The sequence below is a fragment of the Pseudoduganella ginsengisoli genome, from assembly GCF_009720865.1.
In the GTDB taxonomy this organism is placed as follows: Bacteria; Pseudomonadota; Gammaproteobacteria; order Burkholderiales; family Burkholderiaceae_D; genus Rugamonas; species Rugamonas ginsengisoli.
Genome location: NZ_WNLA01000001.1, coordinates 701,896 through 720,977 on the forward strand (window position 1 = coordinate 701,896; position 19,082 = coordinate 720,977).

The following is a 19,082-nucleotide window of genomic DNA, read 5'->3' on the forward strand; positions in this document are numbered from 1 at the left end:
ATGACGACTGTTCTGGACTCTATTGAAATCAACACGTCGGCCAGCCCTGAACTGGCCGTGATCTGGATGCATGGCCTGGGCGACAGCGGCGACGGCTGGGCGCCTATCGTCAATGAGCTGAACCTCGATGGTTTGCCTGGCATCCGCTTTGTATTCCCGCATGCGCCCATGCAGCCAGTGACGCTGAACAATGGCTATGTCATGCGGTCCTGGTATGACATTTTGAGCCTGGACGCAGGCACCAACCGCAGGGAAGATGAAAACGGCTTGCGCGAATCGCAAAAGCTGGTGGAAGCGCTGATCGCCCGTGAAAACGCGCGTGGCATTCCAACCAGCCGCATCGTGCTGGGCGGCTTCTCGCAAGGCTGCGCGATGACGTTGCAGGCCGGCCTGCGCCATCCGGAAAAACTGGCGGGCTTGATGTGCCTGTCCGGCTACCTGCCGCTGGCGGACAAAGCCGCCGCCGAACGCAGCGCCGCCAACCAGGACACGCCGATCTTCATGGTGCACGGCACGATGGACCCGGTGATCCCGATCAGCCGCGCCACCGCGTCGCGCGATTTGCTGGCCCGGCTGGGCTACAACATCGAGTGGCACGACTACCCGATGCAGCACTCGGCATGCGCGGAAGAAGTGCAGCACATTTCCGCGTGGCTGAAGAAAGTTATGCAATAAGTTTATCCGGCGTGATCGGCAAGTCGCGTATGCGCTTGCCGGTCGCGTGATACACCCCGTTGGCAATGGCTGCCGCCACTCCGGTAATCCCAATTTCCCCGATCCCGCGCGCGCCCAGCGCATTGATATAGGGGTCATGCCCATCGAGCACCGTCACGTCGATCGCGCCGATGTCCACGTTCACGGGCACGTGGTAATCCGCCAGGTTGGCATTGACTGCCCGCCCCACGCGCCAGTCCATTTCCGTTTTTTCCGTCAGCGCCATGCCGACGCCCCAGACAATGCCACCCATCAGCTGGCTATGCCCGGTCTTGCGGTTGATCAGCCGCCCCACGTCATAAACCGCGACGATGCGCGGAACGCGTACGATGCCGAGATCCGCATCGACGTGCACTTCCGCGAACACGGCGCCAAAGGAGTGCAGCGACACCTGTTTCTTTTCATCGCCCGGCTTCGATTCACTGTCCGCCATCACCGGGGCGCCGCCGTTGCGGGCAATCAGTGCGGCGGCTGGTTCACGCCGGCCGGGTTGCGACTTGCGCACCAGCCAGCCGTTTTCGACCAGCACGTCATCGGCAGGAACGCCGTGCACCGGCGACATCGCATCGCCGAGGGCCAGCGCAATCAGCTTGTCCCGTGCTGCTCGGGCCGCCGCCTGCACGGCAGGCCCCACGCTGGCCACCGTCATCGAGCCGCCGGAAACCGGCGCTTGCGGCATGGCGGTATCGCCCAGCTCGAACGTCACCTTGTCCACGGGCCAGCCCAGCGCATCGGCCGCCACTTGCGTCATCACCGTATAAGTTCCCGTGCCCAGGTCATGCGAACCACTGCGCACCAGCGCCGTCCCGTCGGGCCGGATCATGGCTGACGCTTTCGCGGGAAGACGGTTGGCGGGATACGTCGCCGTCGCCATGCCATAACCAACCAGCGTACGCCCCTGCCGCATGGAACCCGGCTGAGGATCGCGGCGCGCCCAGCCAAACCGCTCAGCGCCTACGCGATAGCATTCGCGCAGCGCCTTCAATGACCACGGCACGTCCTTTTCCGGATCGCGCTCCGCATAATTGCGCAGCCGCAGCGCCACCGGGTCCATTTTCAATGCATACGCCATTTCATCCATCGCGCATTCCAGTGCAAAGCTGCCGGACGCTTCGCCCGGCGCCCGCATATACGTGGGTACGCCCAGGTTCAACGTAGCAAGGCGCTGGGTGGTGCGCAGCGCAGCGCTGGCGTACAGCATGCGAGTCGGTGACGTGCACGGCTCCGTGAAGTCATCGAGAAACGACGTATGCGACACCGTGTCATGCATGACCGCCTGCAAACCGCCATCGGGCTGCGCGCCCAGCCGCAAACGCTGTTCCGTCATGGGGCGGGCGCCGACCGGGCCATACATTTGCGTGCGTTCCAATACCAGCTTCACGGGCCGTCCCGCCTGCCTTGCCGCCATTGCCGCCAGCACCACGTGCGACCAGGTGGAACCCTTGCAGCCAAAGCCGCCGCCGACAAATGGACAGATCACGCGTACCTGCTCCGGAGCGATGCCCAGGTTCTTGGCCACGGCCTTACGCACGCCGGACACGTTTTGCGTGGCATCGTGCAGCGTCAGCTGGCCGCCGGCCCACGCGGCAATGGTGGCATGCGGCTCCATGGGATTGTGGTTTTCCATGGGTGTCATGTAGACCGTATCGATGCGCACGGCAGACCGCGCCAACTCGGATTCCGCGTTACCGCGCGCCGTCTCCGAGGGCCTGTCCGGCTGCGGCTTCGGCGCGCGGGATTGGCGCTTGGCGGACTGGAAGTCCAGCGCAGCGGGTTGTGCCGCATACCGTACCAGCACATGGCGGGCCGCATCTTGCGCATGTTCCAGCGTATCGGCCACCACCACGGCAATGGGCTGGCCGTTGTACAGGACCTCATCGCTTTGCAGCAGGCTCAGTTTGGGGTTGGGAGGCTGTTCATCCTTGCCGGGCGGCTTGGGCGTCGGCAGCCGGGGCGCGTTCTTGTGCGTCATGACCAGCAGCACGCCGCGCATGGCGCCGGCGCGCGCCGTATCGATGGCCGTGATTTTTCCCTTGGCGACGGTGCTTTGCACCAGCACGGCGTACGCCATGCGGGCCAGCGGATGTTCGGCGGAAAAGCGCGCCGTGCCCGTAACTTTCGCCACACCGTCCGTGCGGTGCAGCGGCTGCCCAATGATTGTTGTCATGCCGCCTCCCTGCCCTCTGCCGCATTGCGCAACGCGCGCACCACCGCGCGCTGCGCCAGTTCCACTTTAAACTGGTTGTCCCGGTACGCACTGGCGCCGGCCAGCATGGCGGCCGCCACCTGCCGCCCCACGTCATCGGTCAGCTGCACACCTGTCAACAGCGCTTCCGCAGCCGGCACACGCCAGGGCTTGTGCGCGACACCGCCCAGCGCCACACGGGCATGGCTTATCGTATTGCCGTCCATTTGCAGCAGCACGGCAGCCGATACCAGCGCGAAGGCATAACTGGCCCGGTCGCGCAGCTTCAGGTAGTGGTAACGGTTGAACTGGGGTGGAGGCAATTCCACGCCGGTGATCAATTCCCCCGGCTGCAGCACCGTATCGAATTGCGGCGTATTGCCCGGCAGGCGGTGAAACTCCGTGACGGGAATCCGGCGTTCGCCACGCTGCCCAGCCACGGCCACCACGCCATCAAGCGCGGCCAGCGCCACGTTCATGTCTGAAGGATTGACGGCAATACACGCATCGCTGGCGCCAAGGATCGCATGCATGCGCTGCCATCCTTCCCGCGCGCCGCAGCCGGAACCAGGCATGCGCTTGTTGCATTTATCGAACGCCGTGTCCGTGAAATAAGGGCAGCGCGTGCGTTGCAGCAGGTTGCCTGCCATGGTGGCCATATTGCGCAATTGCGGCGACGCGCCCGACAGCAGCGCCTGCGTCAGCAAGGGATAGCGCGTACGCACCAGCGGATGGTTGGCGGTATCGCTGTTGCGGGCAACGGCGCCGATACGCAGCCAGCCGTTCGGCAACGCTTCGATCCGGTCCAGCCCCGCATGCGTCACATCCACCAGCCGGGCCGGATGTTCGACGTCGCCCTTCATCAAGTCCAGCAAATTGGTGCCGCCGCCGATGTAGCGGGCTCCGGGCTGGCTGCCCAATTGCAGCGCGTGCGGCACGTCGCGCGCCCGTTCGTAAAAGATCGATTGCATGGCGGCCCCTTATGAAATTTTCAGGCAGTTTCAAGCAGGCTTCAGCGCGACGCTGCGCACAGCCGCCACGATGTTGGGATACGCGCCGCAGCGGCACAGATTGCCGCTCATCCGTTCGCGGATTTCATCGTCGCTCCATGCCGGCGCGGCTTTGCGCACGTCGGGCGAGACCGCGCTGGCGTCACCGGCATGGACTTCCGCCAGCAACGCCGTGGCGGAACATAGTTGCCCGGGCGTGCAATAACCGCACTGGAATGCGTCATGCTCGATGAACGCCGCCTGCAGCGGCGTCAGCTCGCCGTGGTAAGCCAGTCCTTCCACTGTGACGATATCGTCGCCTTCATGCATGACCGCCAGCGACAGGCAACTGTTGATGCGCCGCCCATTGGCCAGTACCGTGCATGCGCCGCACTGGCCGCGGTCGCAGCCCTTCTTCGTACCCATCAAACCCAGCGATTCACGCAGTGCATCGAGCAGCGTCACGCGCGGCTCCAGCACCAGGCTGTGGGACTGGCCATTGACGGACAGGCGGACGGGCACGGCAGGCGCCGCGGGTTCGGCAGATGGGCCGGCAGGAATATCGGCGCCAGCGGCGGCAGCCACAGTATTGCTGGTGGCGGCCACCGCCAGCGCGGATTGCAGAAAGCCGCGCCGCGTGACGCATCCAGGCTTCCCGGTCGATTCATCATTCATGGCGCCTCCGAAGAATGCGCCGATTATCCGGCTGCGCAGCCGCGCGTCGGTACGCTGGCGCACACAGCACCAGGGCCGGGCTATCCGGGCGGCAAATCCGGCAATGGCGCGGCGGCCGATGGCGGCGGCGCCGTCTGCGCCCCATTCATGACCATGGCAAGGAACGTGTAATACCCGTTCAAGCCCATCAAATCCACCACCCCATGTTCGCCAAAATGCGCCAACGCGGCGGCATAGGTGGCGTCCGACACGCGCTTATCGCGCTGTAATTCCACGCAAAAGTCATACACGGCGGCCTCGATGTCCGCCATGCCGTCCGGCCGGCGGCCATGCGCAATCGCGTCAATCACTTCTGCCGCAATCCCCTCTTGCGCGGCAATCGGCGCGTGTATCGCCCATTCCACTTGCTGGTCCCAGTAGCGTGCCGTGACGAGTATCGCCAGTTCCGACAGCCGCGTGCCTATCGCGCTGCGGTAGCGCAAGTACTCACCCAGCCGCTGCGCATGCGCCATCATTTCGGGACTGCGCAGCAACGGAACAAACGGGCCATACAGCGCGCCGCGCGGACCGTCAATGATGGCTTGCGCCGCCTGCTGTTGCAGCGGCGTCATAAGTTCGTGGGGAATGGGGCCAAGGCGTTCACTCATCAGGCCATATTCGCACAGGGTTGGATAAAAATCAAAAGATGGCAAGTTTGCGCACGCTATCGTCCGAATTTCTTACTAACAACAAGGGACGAACATGAGCCACATTATCCACCGCAGCCTGCGCCGCACGCCACCTGTTGCCGTCGGCGGAGACGGCATCACCATTATCGACAGCAAAGGCAACCATTACCTGGACGCCAGCGGTGGCGCCGCCGTGTCGTCACTGGGCCATGGCCATCCCGACGTCATCGATGCGATGCACGCGCAAATCGACCGCCTCGCGTATGCGCATACGTCATTCTTTACAACCGACGCGGCCGAAGAACTGGCGGCGCGCATCGCCTATGACGCGCCGGGCGACCTCGATCACGTGTACCTGGTGTCGGGCGGTTCGGAAGCCATGGAAACCGCGCTGAAACTCGCGCGCCAGTATTTCGTGGAAAGCGGCGAGCCGCAGCGCCGCCTGTTCATTGCGCGCCGCCAGAGTTACCACGGCAATACGCTCGGTGCGCTGGCATTGGGCGGCAACGCCTTCCGCCGCAAGCCATATGCACCGCTGCTGATGGACGTGACGCGCGTGGCGCCTTGCTATGAATACCGCGACCGCCAGCAAGACCAAAGTGTGTTTGCTTATACGGCGGGCCTGCTGGCGGAACTGGAAATGGCCATCATCGCAGCCGGCCCGGAAAACGTCATTGGCTTTTGCGCGGAACCCGTGGTTGGCGCGACAGGCGGCGCCATCCCGCCCACGCCCGGCTATTTCACCGGCGTGCGCGAATTGTGCGACAAATACGGCATCCTGTTCATTGCCGATGAAGTCATGTGCGGCATGGGGCGCACCGGCACGCTATACGCGATCGAACAGGAAAACGTGTTGCCGGACCTGGTCACGCTGGGCAAAGGCTTGGGAGCAGGATACCAGCCGATCGGCGCCGTGGTGGCGCGCGACGCCATCGTCCAGCGGCTGCGCAATGGCAGCGGCGTGTTCCAGCATGGGCACACGTATGTCGGCCACCCGGTGGCAGCGGCCGCAGCGCTGGCCGTGCAGCGCGTGATCCAGCGCGATTGCCTGCTGGGCGCCGTCACGGTCCGGGGCGCCACGCTGCGCCGCATGCTGCGCGGCGCATTCGGCGAACACCCGCACGTGGGCGATATCCGGGGACGTGGTTTGCTGTGGGCGCTGGAACTGGTGCGCGACCGCGAGACGAAGGAACCGTTTGCGCCGTCGCTGAAACTGCATGAAGCAGTGCGCGCGCAAGCGATGGCGTGCGGCTTGATGGTGTACCCGATGGGCGGCACCATCGATGGTGAACGGGGCGACCATATTTTGCTGGCGCCGCCGTTCATCGCCACGGATGCCGACCTGGGCGAAATTGTGTCGCGGTTGCAGGAAGCGCTGGACACGGCGCTGATCAGCGTCGGCGCCCCGTCGTTTGCTTATGCCGGCATCCGCGCGGCATGATCAATACTGCTGGAAGGCGATGACATCTTGCTGCTGTTCGCCCAGCCCTGCAATCCCCAGCCGCATGAAGTCGCCCTTCTTCAGGAAACGCTTCGGCTTGCGGCCATTGCCCACGCCAGGCGGTGTGCCGGTGGCAATCACGTCGCCTGGTTCCAGCGTCATGAATTGCGACAGGTAGCTGATGATTTGCGGGACGGAGAAAATCATGTTGTCCGTGCTGCCCGACTGCATGCGCTTGCCGTTGAGTTCCAGGTACAGATCCAGCTTGTCCGGGAAGTACACTTCATCGCGCGTCACCAGCCACGGGCCGACTGGACCGAACGTATCGCAGCCCTTGCCTTTGTCCCACTGCGAACCGCGCTCGAACTGGAATTCGCGTTCCGAAATATCGTTGACCACGCAATAGCCGGCAATATGTTTTTCCGCATCCTTGACGGTCACGTGGCGGGCGCGCGTGCCGATGATGACGCCCAGCTCCACTTCCCAATCCGTCTTCTTCGAACCCTTGGGCAGCATGACAGGATCGTCAGGACCGGACAGGCAGCTGATGGCTTTCATGAACACGATGGGTTCCGTTGGAATCGGCAAGTCCATTTCCTTCGCATGGTCATAATAGTTCAAACCAATGCCGATGAATTTGCCGATCTTCGATACCGGTACGCCAAAGCGCGGATTGCCACGCACCAGCGGCAAGTCTGCGTGTGGAATCTTGTCCAGCTTGCGCAGCACCTTGTCCGACAATTGTTCGGGACCGATATCATCGATCACGCCGGACAAGTCGCGCAGTTTGCCTTCATCATCAATCAGGCCGGGTTTTTCTTTGCCGGGACGGCCGTAACGAACCAGTTTCATACATATCCTTCAACGTGAGGCCGACATTGTAACGGATGCCGCGAAAGTGCTCCGCGCAGCACTGCAACGGACGCCAGTGGCGCCATGCGAAGACCAGCAATGCCGGCAACTGCAGCACTGCCAGCGCGCCAAACGCGGCCTGATAGGCAATGGCGGGATAGTGTTGCAGCGTATCCGGCTGCCACTGTCCGAGCACGAGGCCGAAGCCCGCCTGCACGCAAAACGCGGCCAGGAAAATAAACAGGTTCAGGCAAGTCGAAGCGCGCCCGGTCAGTGCAGGCGGCATCGCTTGCGCAACGATGGCGTAGTCGATGCCCGTGATGGTGCCCGTCAGCGTGAACAGCACTGCCAGCTGTGCAGCGGCCGGCCGCCAGTCCAGCGCAATCCCCAGTTGCACGGCGATGAACAGCGCGGTGCCGCAAGCGGCAACGGACAGCGGTGCAATGCCGCGCTTTGCCGCCCACTCGGTGATCATGCCGGTGGCAATGGCGCCGAACACCACGGCCGCCATGCCCAGGTACAGCAGCCACGCTATTGCCTGCGGCGAATAGCGGCCCACGTCTTGCAGCCAGCGGGCGATCCACAATCCTTGCACGCCGAAGAACACGGCATGGGGCAACAGCATCAGCGCTGCCGTGGAGCGGAACACGGGGTGGATGCAGATGTCGTAAAACATGCGCCGGTTGAAGGGCTTGCGCGGCGTAGCAGGCGGCGTGGGAGCCAACAGCCAGATCAGCAGCGCGATGATGGCGCAGCCTGCCGCCAGCATGACGAACAGCCAGCGCCAGTCCATGTAGTGCAAGGCCAGCCGCACCGGCAGCGTGGCGCTGGCCGCGCCCAGCCCTCCCACGGCGATCAGGTAGCCTTGCACGGATGGCAGCTTGGCCGGCGAAATCCACGTGGACACGGCCTTCACTGCCCCCATGAAGCAGCCCGCCAGTCCCAGGCCCATGATGGCGCGCGCCACGACCAGCTGGATAAATTCACGGCTGCCGGCAAACACCAGCGCCCCCAGCACGGCCAGCCACAGCATCGCGCATTGCACGAGGCGGGGCCCGAAGCGGTCCAGCGCCATGCCGACCGGCAGTTGCGCCACGGCGAACGTGAAGAAGTACGCGCTGGTGAGGAGTCCCAGCTGCGCTGAATTGAGCCCCAGCGCTTCGGTCAATTGCGGCGCCAGGATGGCATTGATGTTGCGCAGCAGGCTGGACATGAAGTGGCCCAGTGCGAATGGCAGGAACACGAGGCAAAACATCGACGCCGGAGACAGCGTGCCGGGAATTCGCACGCGCCCGATAAAGGCCGGGACGCCGAAGGTCAGCCAATCCGGCTGAATGGGCTGGGGTTCATGCTGGCCGGCGCTAACACCATGGCGCGCCTCCGGTGGCATCAACGTGGGCTGGACCATGCTGCCGGCGGTCGCGGGAGAGGCGCAAGCGCCGGCGATGGGCAAGGCGGCCCCCTGGGCGGCGGCCTTGCCGCCGTGATAGTGGTCATCCATGGCGCGATCCTCATGCGGCGTTGCTCTGCACTGCACAGTCGTGGGAATTGCCACGCACGGCCGCCAGCGGAATCACCTTGCGCGGCATCGGTTCGTCTTCCTCGAAGAAGAAGCGCTCCTTGCCAAACGCCGGCACCAGGTCATCCATCCACGTGGCGTTCGGATCGAACTTCGCATAGAACGGCTTGCGCACCCAGTCGGGATTGCGCGCCTGCAGGAACTGCAGCGCAAACACTTTCTCACCGCCGATCGTAGCCACGCCATCGATCACCACCTTGCCGGGAAAGGCGCTCATCGACGGTCCCCGCACAGTGCGCGACAAGCCGGACACCATCTGGTACGCCTGCCGGAAAATCTCATGCGCGCGGGCCAGCGGCAGCTGGAAGTATTCGCGCGGCCCCGTATCCCGCTCCACGAACATGTAATATGGGATCGCGCCCAGCCGAACACCGGTGGTCCACAATTCCGCCCAGCTGCGCGGATCTTCATTGATGTGGCGAATCAGCGGCCCCTGCATGCGCAGCGTAGCGCCAGTGCCGACAATGCGCTTGACGGCTTGCTGCGCCACATCCTGCCGCAATTCCACCGCATGGTTGTAATGCCCCATGATGGCCATGTTCTTGCCGCTGGCAACCACCTTTTCAAACAGCCGCAGTAAATCATCCGCATCGCGGTCGCTGACGTAGCGCTGCGGCCAGTACGCAACCGACTTGGTGCCGATGCGGATGTTCTGGATATGCGCGAGATCCGGCGCCAGCAGCGGTTCAATGAATTCCGCCAGCGAGCGGGTATTCATGATCATCGGGTCGCCGCCCGTGATCAGCACGTCCGTCACGTCGGGATGCGCGCGCAGGTAGGACACCAGTTGCGTGGTTTCCTTCGCATCGAACTTCATGTCGTCCATGCCGACGAATTGCGGCCAGCGGAAACAGAATGTGCAATACGCATGGCACGTCTGGCCCGCACTGGGAAAGAACAGCACCGTCTCCTTGTACTTGTGCTGCAAGCCTTTCAGCGGCGCGTCATTCACGCGCGGCACGTTGTGCGTCATTTGTCCGGCCGGATGGGGATTCATGCGCATGCGGATGCCGTGCACCAGTTGCGCAATGGCGGCTTCATCGCGCGTGTCCGCCAGCACCAGGTCGCGCAGCTGCGCGTATTCTTGCGCAGGCAGCATGTCGCGGTGGGGGAACACGAGACGGTAAATGGGGTCGTCCGGAATGTTGTTCCAGTCGATCAGCTGGTCCAGCACATATTCATTGGTGCGGAAGGGCAGCACGTGCGATACCACTTGCACGGCTTCCTGCAATTCTTGCGGGATCAAATCCCACTGGCTGGCCTGGCGGATGGTCTGGCGGGTGTAAGGCTTGAATTTGGCGGGTTGCATGGCAGTTCTCCTGGTTGGTGGGCCGGATTTCATCGTAGGCGTCGCGTTCGCTGTCGAATTGCCAAACATCAATATCCATATGGAAATTCTCACCAATTCCCACCAACGTTGACACGCCCACGCACATTTCCCCCTGGCACGCACTGTCCTTGCGAAAGCGCAATTTTTCCTGCAAGCACGAGGCGTAAATTACTTGTGCGCAATTCACCGAGGAGCCCACCATGAACCGTTTGCTGACCGCCGCCCTGCTGACCTTTGCCATGACTGCCGCCACTGCCGCCTATGGCGCGGAGCCCACCGAGAAAGATGCCATCGCCATGGCGGAACGGGGCGCCGCTTATGTGAAAGCGCATGGCAAGGAAGAAATGATGAAAAAGATTTCCGCCAAAGATGCGGATTTTGTACAGGGACCGCTGTATGTCGACATGCGCGACCTGCACACGGGCATCGTGCTGGCGCATCCCATCAACCCATCCATCGTGGGCAAAGATTTGACAGACGTCCCCGATGCCAGCGGCAAGAAGTACCGGCGCGAAATCATTGAACTGGCGGCGTCCAAAGGCAAAGGCTGGGTCGACTACATGTACAAGAACCCTGTGACCGGCAAGATCGAACCGAAGACCACCTACATCTTGCGGGTCGGCGACGTGGTGCTGGAAGCCGGCATTTATAAGAAATGAGGCCGCCATGCTGAACCAATTGCGGATTGCGCCCAAGCTGTTGCTGGCGCCGGCACTGGCGGTGGCGCTGCTGATGGCGACGGCGGGCGGTGCGTATTACGGGCTGGTACGCCAGAACGCCACCATGGAAAACCTGGTGCAGGTGCGCGCCGCGCGCCTGCAGGCCGCCGCCGCCGTCACAGGCGAAGCGCGTTATGCGCATGCACACATTTACCAGTTGCTGGCATGGATCAACGGCAGCTTTGCGCAAGCGCGGCTCGATGCGCTGGCAGCGCAAATCCGCACGCGGCATGGCGCCATTGAAAAGCAGCTGGCGCAATTGGCCAGCGTGGCAGAACCGGCTGAGCTGGCCATCGTGGAAGCCTCTACACGCGCGCTGGCGTCATACCGCAAGGCGGTGCTGGAAACAATGGAAATTGCGGCAGTCGATCAATCGATTGCCACCAATTCCATGGCCAAGGCCGAGAGCCAGTTCGAAGCATTGAACGGGGAACTGGGCAAGCTGGCCGCGCTGGAACAGGCGCTCAGCGCGCAGGCGCAAGTGCAGGCCAAAGATGAATTCCACGCGCTGGGGGCCGCCATGGCGGGCATGGTGCTGCTGTCGGCAGCGCTGTCGCTGGTGGTGACCCTATTCCTGCGGCGCGCCATGCTGCGCGGCATCCACGGCATTGCGGACGTCGTGCGCAACCTGGCGGCGGGCCGGCTGGCGCCCGGCAAGACGTGCGCGGGGCGCGATGAAATTGCCGAGACGGGCCGATTGCTGGACCAAACCATGGACAAGCTCAACGGCACGCTGCGCACCATCCACGAGGCAGTCAGCACCATCGACACGGCTTCGCATGAAATCGCCAGCGGCAATATGGATTTATCGAACCGCACGGAGCGCCAGGCCGCGTCGCTGGAAGAAACCGCCAGCGCCATCCAAAGCCTGACGCAAGCGGTGCGCAGCAATGCCGACCATGCGCGCGCCGCGTGCGAACTGGCGGCGCGCGCCAGCAGCCTCGCGGGCCTGGGCGGCGAGTCCGTCACGCAGGCCGTGGCCAGCATGGAATCGATACGGGCCAGTTCGCGCCGCATCGTGGAAATCATCAGCGTCATCGATGGCATTGCGTTCCAGACCAATATCCTGGCGCTCAATGCCGCCGTGGAAGCGGCGCGGGCGGGCGAAGCGGGACGGGGCTTTGCCGTGGTGGCGTCTGAAGTGCGCACCCTGGCGCAGCGCTCCGCTGCGGCGGCGAAGGAAATCAAATCATTGATCAGCGCGTCCGTCGCCACCATCGACAGCGGCGCCGCCTGCGTCAACGCGGCCGGCGCCAGCATGGGCGATATCGTTGATTCCGTGCGCCAGGTCAATGACGTCATCGCACACATCAGCCAGGCCAGCACGCAGCAGGCGCAGGGCATCGAAGAAGTCAATCACGCCGTGTGCCAGATCGACGACGTGACGCAGCAAAATGCCGCGCTGGTGGAACAGGCGGCAGCGGCAGCGGCCAGCCTGCAAGAGCAGGCCGTGAATTTGACGCGGGCAGTGGGCGTGTTCCAGGTGGCGGAAGAAGTGGCGCCAGCGCTGCCGGAAGGGTATGCGCCGCGCGAACGGCGCGCGCCGGGCAGTCCCATGCGGGCGCTGGGCAGCGGCATGCAGCGGCAGGTACGGACTGCGTAGTCTACCGGAACGGGCGGCTGACGAACTTCGAGCCGGCTTCACCGAAGCGCCATGGCACGTCCACTGCCTTTGAAATGCCAATGCGCGGGCCAATCACCACATCCGGCTCCCGCTCCCGCGCAATCAATTCAAACGGCGGCGCCGCCAGCGACAAGCCGTTATACGCACGCGTAACGGCCAGCGCCTGGCACAGTTTGCCCGGCCCGGAGCACAGCATGCGTTCATCGTCCTGCCGGCGCCGCACACGCATCGCCCCGAGTCCATGCAGCGGCTCCAGCGCACGGATCAGCACACCGGCGCCATGCCCCGCTTCCATGCAGACAAAATTCAGGCACCAATGGATACCGTGCGACAGGTACACATAGGCATGGCCCGGCGGCCCGAACATCGAGCCGTTGCGTTCCGTGGGACCGTTATACGTATGGGAAGCCGGATCGTCGCGGTCATACGCTTCCACTTCGACGATGCGGCCGCCTACGCCATTGACCAGCACGGTCACGCCGATCAGCTGCGGCGCAACGAGCGCGGACGGCTGGGCAAAGTCGATGTTGGCAAGAATGGAAGATGCTGTCATTCCGGCATGATAGCGCGGCTATCGTGACAAAAGCGCCATCTTCATCTGTCACAATTACGTCAAATTCATCGTTTTTACAGGGAATTTCAAATTTTATTTGCACTGCGGTAACCAGGATCAGGCGATAATCTCCACTTGCCTGTCCGGCAGGCGCAGCCGTAGTAGGCTATAGTGCTCCTAACGGACGAGATTAAAATCATCACCAGCTTGCCATCATGACCACAGTAGCAGTCCCAGCTCAGGTAATTGAAACGTCGGTGGAAGACGCCTTGTTGCGTTCCATCCGTATCCCGCCGCGTCCCAGCCTGCTGGTGGACTTGCAACAGGAGCTGGCGGTGCAAGATCCGTCGCCGCGCAAGATCGCCCGCATTATCGGCAATGACGTCGGCATGTCGGGCGCGCTGCTGAAGCTGGCCAACTCGCCGTTCTTTGGCGCGGCGCGCAAGGCAAAATCCGTCGAACAGGCCATCAACTTCCTGGGCATCAACCACTGTGCGGCCTTGCTGACGGGCTTGCTGGCAAAGGAAGCCATCGGCGGCAATGACAGCGCGTTGAATACATTCTGGGAAACGTCGGCCCGGCGCGCGCAAGCTGTCGTGTTTGCATCGCGCAAGCTGCGCATCGCGCCGCCCGACATCGCCCATACGTTCGGCCTGTTTTGCGATATCGGCGTGCCATTGCTGATGGACCGCTTCCCGGATTACAAAGACACGTTCGCCCTTGCACAGCAAGAACCGGTTGGTAAAATCACGGCCATTGAAGATGCCCGCCATGCGACCAACCATGCTGCCATCGGCTGCCTGCTGGCCCGCAACTGGGGCTTGTCGCCCGACGTGTCGTGGGCCATCCTGCACCACCATGATTACGAAGTGATGGAAGATGCCGCCACCGACGACGCCGTGCGCTCGCTGGTGGCCCTGTCCGTCATCGCAGAAAAAGGCATCCGCCGCTACCACGGCTATACGGATTCGCTGGAATGGGACAAAGGCGGCGACTACGCTTGCGCGCACCTGGGCCTGAACGACGATGAAGTTGCCGACTTGCTGGACGAGTTGCACGACACTTTCCATATCGAACAATAAATGCAGAACAAGAAGCGCCCTGCCCCCCGCAAAACCCCTCAAGAAGATCAAGATGATGTGCTGAGCGACGCCCTGTGCGCGCTGGCCCTGGAACTGGCCGAACAGGAAGACGCTGAAACCGAAGGCGCTGAACTGCGGCGCAAGCACAATGACTTCGTGCGCCTGGTGCGCAAATACGTGCAGCAGCAAAAAGATGAGCTGCTGTACACAGCGGTCATGCAGGCGCGCGACGAAGACGTGGCAGCCTGGCGTTTGCTGCGCGAAACCGTGGAAGAAGCAGCCGGCACCATCCACGTGCGCCGCGATAACGCGCCGGACATGGAAATCAATGCATTTGCTATTCCCGTCTTCGTGCACAGCACCGGCGGCTTGCAGCAAGAGCAAGCCTTCGCCGATGACGCTGCGTATGACGCCTTGCTGGCCTCGTTTACGGCGGCAGGACTGGAAGCGCCCAAGGCGCGCGTGGTGCTGGTACGCCATGCGTATGCGCTGGACGAAATGACCCGCATCCGCTACGGCCACTTGAATGCCATGGTGCGCGAAGCGGCCAGCGCCATGATGGATAAAAAAGTCGTTGCCGCGCCGGCGCTGGACCGCAGCATTGCCGGCTGGCCGAAAAACGAATTCGGTCCGGACGACAGCGCCGTCGAACTGCGCTTCCTGCTGGGCTTTGCACTGAAGCGCGCTGATGATCCGTTCTACGCCATACCGGAACAGGAAGCGGCGCAGGATGCCTACTTCGCGGCCCGCCTGGAGCGCTACCGCCAGTGGAGCACGGACGTCGCCCCGTTGGTGGCGCGCTGCCTGGCCGGCCAGCGTGAAATACAGCTGAACTTCCTGTACCAGGATTTGTTCTATGGCGCGCTGGAACAGGGCCGGCTGGAACACGCGACTTTGGAAATGCTGGCGCAATTGCGCGCGGTGCTGGACAGTGGCGCCACGCCGGCCCGCATCGTCATTGCTCCTGCCGAGGCGCGCAATGAAACCGTGCTGCGCGTCGTGCTGTATGGCGCCGATGGCAGCCGCCTGGCTGCGTGCGACAAGCCTGTCGATCCGGATTGCGATGTCGGCGCGGAAGCCGATGACGTGGCCGATGCCCTGTCCACCTTGGGCATCACGGCCGAATCAATCGAACTGGCGGCCGGCTATGACAACATGGGCCGCCCGATGGATGCGCGCCCGATGGCATCTTGATACGCGTTCGCTGCACTGCGGCATAACAACTTTTTGACAGCGGCACAGCGCGGGCAGATACTGGTTTCATCAGTGAGGCCACTATGAAACGTTATCTTCTGCTGCTGTTGTCCGCCCTGTCGCTGCAACTATTGACGGGGTGCGCGGCCACCACGGCGCTGCCTGCGCCATCGGCCCAATTATTCAAAGACCAGCTGTTCGGCAAACCGTCGCAGCAAACGACGGTGGCGCAAATCTTTGCCGTCACGCCGGAGATGGTCAAATATGCAGCCGAGATTACGCGCGGGCACGAAAAGAAAGAACCGCAAACCGTGCTGTTCGACGCGCTGTACAAGAAAGACAAGCTGCAACTGGATTATGATGCAGCCGTCACACGCAATGCCGCTGAAACCTTTGCTGCCCGTAAAGGCAATTGCCTGTCACTGGTCATCATGACGGCGGCGCTGGCCCGCGAAATGGGCATGTCGACGCAATTCCAGGCCGTCACGGTGGAAGAAACGTGGAGCCGCACGGACAACCTGTATTTTTCCAGCGGCCATGTGAACATTTTGCTGGGCAAGACCCGCTTGTCGGACGATTCGCGCGGCTTTGACCGCCACAAGTTCATGGTCATTGACTTCCAGCCGCCGGAAGAAATTTCCAATCTCGTCACGGTGCCCATTGAAGAGCGCACGGTGGTGGCCATGTACATGAATAACCGCGCGGCTGAATCGCTGGTGCAGAAAGACTTCGATTCCGCTTACTGGTTTGTCCGCAAAGCCATTGAATCGGATCCGGGCTTCATCAATTCGTACAACACGCTGGGCGTAATTTACCAGCACCACGGCAACTTGCCCGAAGCAGAAGCCGCGCTGCGCTACGCGTATGCGCTGCAGCCCAACAGCACGATCGCCATGTTCAATCTGGCCCAGGTGCTGGAGTCGCAAGGCAAAAAAGACGAAGCCACAGCGCTGCGCGATACGCTGGCCCGGCTGGAACCCCATCCGCCATTCTATTATTTCAACCTTGGCCAAAAAGCCATGCGCGAAGGCGACTACCGCCGCGCCCGCAGCCTGTTCGCCCGCGAAGTGGACCGCGCGCCGTATTACCACGAATTCCACTTTTGGCTGGCCGTGGCAGCTTACAAGCTGGGCGACATGAAAATGGCTGACAAGCAGATGGAACTGGCGCTGGAAAACAGTACCACCACGCGCGACCATGAGTTGTATGCGGCCAAGCTGGACAAGCTGAAGGGACTGGAGCGCAAACGCATTTCCGCGAACTGACCCGCCGCATCCTGCAAACGTGCTTAAGTTGTCACTTAACTACAGGCGTCGGCAGCAAAACGTACGGAAAATTAGGATTGGCTATACTCAATCCTTGCACTTCCTGTACCGGAGCCGCTGATGACTGCTTTCCTGGGACGTTTGCTACTGTGGCAAAAATTTGCCTTGCTGGGTGCGATCAGCGCACTGATCGCCATCGTGCCGCTAGCGCTGTTTATCCAGGCGTCACTGCGCATCACGAATACCGTCGCGCTGGAAGTCAGCGGTTTGCCGCCAATCCGCGCGGCGCTGGCCCTCGCTACCGACGTGCAGCGCCACCGCGGCTTGTCCGCCATCCAGCTGGGCGGCAATGCCAGTGTGGCGGACCAGCGCAGCGCCAAGCGGCGTGACGTTGACCAGGGCATGGCCGCCGTCGATGCGGCGCTCCAGGCGCTCAACCATCCCGCCATCAGTGACCGGTGGAACCAGGCCAAGGCTGGCTGGCCGGAATTGGCGGCCCAGGTCGACCAAGGTACTTTGAAGCCCGCGGACAGCTTCAAGCGCCATACCGAGCTGATCGGCAACCTGTTGAAAATTTCAGAGTTGCTGGTTGACCATTACAAGCTCAACCTCGACCCGGATACCGATTCGTATAACCTGATCTATGCGTCGCTGATGCAATCGCCACACTTGACGGAAGCGCTAGGCCGCCTGCGCGCACGCGGCGCCGGCCTGCTGGCCGCCCATGCGCTGACACTGGATGACCGCGTCGCCATTGCCACCCTGCAGGAAAGCGCCACGTATTTCTCCGGGCTGTACGCCAATTCCATGGACAAGGCATTCAAGGCGAATCCCGCCGTGCAGGCAACATTGCAGGAGGCCGTGCAAACTGCGCGCAGCCAGGGCGCCCAGGTGCTGGATCTGGCGCGGCAGCAATTGCTACAGGTGGAAACGCCCGAGTATCCATCGACTGAATATTTTTCCCGTTTTACACGCGCCATCGACGCGCAGCAGGCGGCCAGCAACAAAGCCATGGATGCGCTGGTGCAATTGCTTTCTGCGCGAAAAGCCCGTGCACAGCAAGCGGAATGGCTGACACTGGGCACCGTCGTGGCGCTGTTTTCCGTGGCTGCGTGGCTGAGCTACCTGATCATGCAAGCCGTGATCCGGCCGCTGCAGCGAGCTGTGCACGTGGCGCGCCGCATCAGCGAAGGCGACTTGACCGCCCGCTTCGAGTCTCACGGCCGCGATGAATCGGCCCAGCTGTTGCAGGCGCTGGGCGAAATGAACAACGGGCTGGTGCGCATCGTGCGGCAAGTGCGCGATGGCACCGCGTCGATCGCCACCGCATCGCAGCAAATCGCCAGCGGCAACAGCCATTTATCGGCGCGTACCGAACAGCAAGCCAGCGCACTGGAACAGACCGCTTCGTCCATGGAACAGTTGACGGCCACCGTGCAGCAAAGCGCCAGCCATGCGCAGCAAGCCAACCGGCTGGCCGGCGACGCATCGTCCATTGCCGCGCGCGGCGGCGACGCCGTCGGTGAAATGGTCGGCACTATGGATGCGATCAGCCAGGCCGCGCGCAAAATCGTCGACATCATTGGCGTCATCGACGGCATTGCGTTCCAGACCAATATCCTGGCGCTCAATGCCGCCGTGGAAGCAGCGCGGGCTGGCGAACAGGGACGCGGCTTTGCCGTGGTGGCGTCTGAAGTGCGCACACTGGCGCAACGCTCTGCCGGCGCGGCGCGGGAAATCAAGACTTTGATTACCGACGCCGTGGCCAGCGTGGAAAGCGGCAACCGGCTGGCCGGCAACACCGGCAGCGCAATGCAGGAAGTGCTGGGCAGCATCAGCCGCGTGACGTCCGTGGTCAGTGAAATCACGCAGGCCAGCGCGGAACAGTCGGACGGTATTGCGCAAATCAATCAAGCCATCGTGCAAATGGATGACGTGACCCAGCAAAATGCCGCGCTGGTGGAGGAAGCAGCCGCTGCAGCCGCTGCCCTGCAGCAGCAGTGTGAAGCGCTGCTTGGCGTGGTCGGCGTGTTCATGCTCGACGACCAGCGCGTCAATTAGCACCGCACCCAGCCTGGCGCCGCCGTGCCGGTCTGCAAGCGCTGTTATGTCAATTGATTGATACCTGTGGGGACAGCGCAACGAACTCGGCTGGAGCGACCAATAGTCCATTTTGCTGCACTCAGGGACACGGTACATTCATATGCGGAAA

The 19,082-nt window shown here is 62.6% G+C and carries 16 protein-coding genes; 8 read left to right on the plus strand and 8 right to left on the minus strand.

Annotation, left to right across the window (positions count from 1 at the left end; translation table 11 throughout):
- The gene (locus GM668_RS03015) at positions 1 to 675 is read left to right on the plus strand and encodes an alpha/beta hydrolase (RefSeq protein ID WP_155437410.1); all 675 of its coding nucleotides are present in this window, start codon (positions 1 to 3) and stop codon (positions 673 to 675) included.
- Here the strand turns inward: GM668_RS03015 and GM668_RS03020 are convergent.
- The 4 genes from GM668_RS03020 to GM668_RS03035 all read right to left on the minus strand — a co-directional run bounded on the left by GM668_RS03020 (position 665) and on the right by GM668_RS03035 (position 5,210).
- Positions 665 to 2,881, minus strand: a complete 2,217-nt coding sequence (locus tag GM668_RS03020) for a xanthine dehydrogenase family protein molybdopterin-binding subunit (RefSeq protein WP_155437411.1) — start codon at positions 2,879 to 2,881, stop codon at positions 665 to 667. The two genes, GM668_RS03015 and GM668_RS03020, sit on opposite strands and share 11 nt — an antisense overlap.
- Positions 2,878 to 3,870 carry an FAD binding domain-containing protein gene (locus GM668_RS03025; protein ID WP_155437412.1) on the minus strand — a complete coding sequence of 331 codons (993 nt, stop codon included), beginning with the start codon at positions 3,868 to 3,870 and terminating at the stop codon, positions 2,878 to 2,880. The genes GM668_RS03020 and GM668_RS03025 overlap by 4 nt, the downstream gene beginning before the upstream one ends.
- A 30-nt stretch (positions 3,871 to 3,900) precedes the next feature.
- The gene (locus tag GM668_RS03030; RefSeq protein ID WP_155437413.1) at positions 3,901 to 4,563 is read right to left on the minus strand and encodes a 2Fe-2S iron-sulfur cluster-binding protein; all 663 of its coding nucleotides are present in this window, start codon (positions 4,561 to 4,563) and stop codon (positions 3,901 to 3,903) included.
- Positions 4,564 to 4,643: 80 nt separating this feature from the next.
- Positions 4,644 to 5,210 carry a carboxymuconolactone decarboxylase family protein gene (locus GM668_RS03035; RefSeq protein WP_155437414.1) on the minus strand — a complete coding sequence of 189 codons (567 nt, stop codon included), beginning with the start codon at positions 5,208 to 5,210 and terminating at the stop codon, positions 4,644 to 4,646.
- A 94-nt stretch (positions 5,211 to 5,304) separates the two neighbouring features.
- Here GM668_RS03035 and GM668_RS03040 point away from each other — a divergent pair, with 94 nt between their 5' ends.
- Positions 5,305 to 6,672, plus strand: coding sequence for an aspartate aminotransferase family protein (locus tag GM668_RS03040; RefSeq protein WP_155437415.1), 1,368 nt, complete (start codon positions 5,305 to 5,307; stop codon positions 6,670 to 6,672).
- Here GM668_RS03040 and GM668_RS03045 read toward each other — a convergent pair whose 3' ends face one another.
- The 3 genes from GM668_RS03045 to GM668_RS03055 all read right to left on the minus strand — a co-directional run bounded on the left by GM668_RS03045 (position 6,673) and on the right by GM668_RS03055 (position 10,412).
- A complete protein-coding gene (locus tag GM668_RS03045) occupies positions 6,673 to 7,524 on the minus strand; it encodes a fumarylacetoacetate hydrolase family protein (RefSeq protein ID WP_155437416.1) in 852 nt (283 codons plus the stop codon).
- Complete coding sequence (locus GM668_RS03050; protein ID WP_371868631.1) at positions 7,472 to 8,779, minus strand: MFS transporter; 1,308 nt, start codon at positions 8,777 to 8,779, stop codon at positions 7,472 to 7,474. Before GM668_RS03050 ends, GM668_RS03045 begins: the two co-directional genes overlap by 53 nt.
- 256 nt (positions 8,780 to 9,035) lie before the next feature.
- Positions 9,036 to 10,412 carry a KamA family radical SAM protein gene (locus GM668_RS03055; RefSeq protein ID WP_155437417.1) on the minus strand — a complete coding sequence of 459 codons (1,377 nt, stop codon included), beginning with the start codon at positions 10,410 to 10,412 and terminating at the stop codon, positions 9,036 to 9,038.
- A 221-nt stretch (positions 10,413 to 10,633) separates the two neighbouring features.
- On the opposite strand from GM668_RS03055, the gene GM668_RS03060 reads away from it, so the two are divergent.
- Together GM668_RS03060 and GM668_RS03065 are read left to right on the plus strand one after the other, a co-directional pair.
- The gene (locus tag GM668_RS03060) at positions 10,634 to 11,092 is read left to right on the plus strand and encodes a cache domain-containing protein (protein WP_155437418.1); all 459 of its coding nucleotides are present in this window, start codon (positions 10,634 to 10,636) and stop codon (positions 11,090 to 11,092) included.
- Between the two features lie 7 nt (positions 11,093 to 11,099).
- Positions 11,100 to 12,755: a methyl-accepting chemotaxis protein gene (locus GM668_RS03065; protein ID WP_155437419.1), complete on the plus strand. Its 1,656-nt coding sequence runs from the start codon at positions 11,100 to 11,102 to the stop codon at positions 12,753 to 12,755.
- Position 12,756: 1 nt separating this feature from the next.
- Here the strand turns inward: GM668_RS03065 and GM668_RS03070 are convergent, their stop codons facing one another.
- Positions 12,757 to 13,329, minus strand: a complete 573-nt coding sequence (locus GM668_RS03070) for a DNA-3-methyladenine glycosylase (RefSeq protein WP_155437420.1) — start codon at positions 13,327 to 13,329, stop codon at positions 12,757 to 12,759.
- A 215-nt stretch (positions 13,330 to 13,544) separates the two neighbouring features.
- Between GM668_RS03070 and GM668_RS03075 the strand changes: the two genes are divergently transcribed.
- From GM668_RS03075 to GM668_RS31550, 4 genes are all read left to right on the plus strand, one after another.
- A complete protein-coding gene (locus GM668_RS03075) occupies positions 13,545 to 14,411 on the plus strand; it encodes an HDOD domain-containing protein (RefSeq protein ID WP_155437421.1) in 867 nt (288 codons plus the stop codon).
- The gene (locus GM668_RS03080; RefSeq protein ID WP_155437422.1) at positions 14,412 to 15,605 is read left to right on the plus strand and encodes a DUF2863 family protein; all 1,194 of its coding nucleotides are present in this window, start codon (positions 14,412 to 14,414) and stop codon (positions 15,603 to 15,605) included.
- A gap of 83 nt (positions 15,606 to 15,688) precedes the next feature.
- Complete coding sequence (locus GM668_RS03085; protein ID WP_155437423.1) at positions 15,689 to 16,870, plus strand: tetratricopeptide repeat protein; 1,182 nt, start codon at positions 15,689 to 15,691, stop codon at positions 16,868 to 16,870.
- 120 nt (positions 16,871 to 16,990) lie between these two features.
- The gene (locus tag GM668_RS31550; RefSeq protein ID WP_155437424.1) at positions 16,991 to 18,931 is read left to right on the plus strand and encodes a methyl-accepting chemotaxis protein; all 1,941 of its coding nucleotides are present in this window, start codon (positions 16,991 to 16,993) and stop codon (positions 18,929 to 18,931) included.
- The last annotated feature ends 151 nt before the right edge of the window (positions 18,932 to 19,082 follow it).